Genomic DNA, 276 nt, shown 5'->3' with positions numbered 1-276 from the left:
GATCAAATTGGGTATTGTGATGGATCCCATCCAGTCCATTACCATCAAAAAGGATTCCAGCTTTGCGATGATGCTTGAAGCGCAGCGTCGCGGCTGGGAGATCCATTATATGGAAATGGCTGATCTGTCTCTGGAGCAAGGCAAAGCGATCGCCCGGACCCGGATCGTCAAACTAAAAGAAGATCCCAACGACTGGTTCAGCTTTCACGGTGAGCAGGAAATCGAGCTGAGCGAGCTCGATGCCGTGCTGATGCGTAAAGATCCGCCGTTCGATAC

1 pseudogene is annotated in these 276 nt (G+C 51.4%); it reads left to right on the top strand.

The annotated features are described in order from the left end of the window. Window position 1: 1 nt before the first annotated feature. A pseudogene (locus ACYP03_RS26015) lies at window positions 2-276 on the top strand (glutathione synthase); the annotation flags it as partial.

The sequence above is a fragment of the Photobacterium sp. R1 genome (assembly GCF_054600795.1).
Note: the sequence above shows the minus strand (reverse complement) of the source record. Positions and strands in the feature narration are given on the sequence as shown.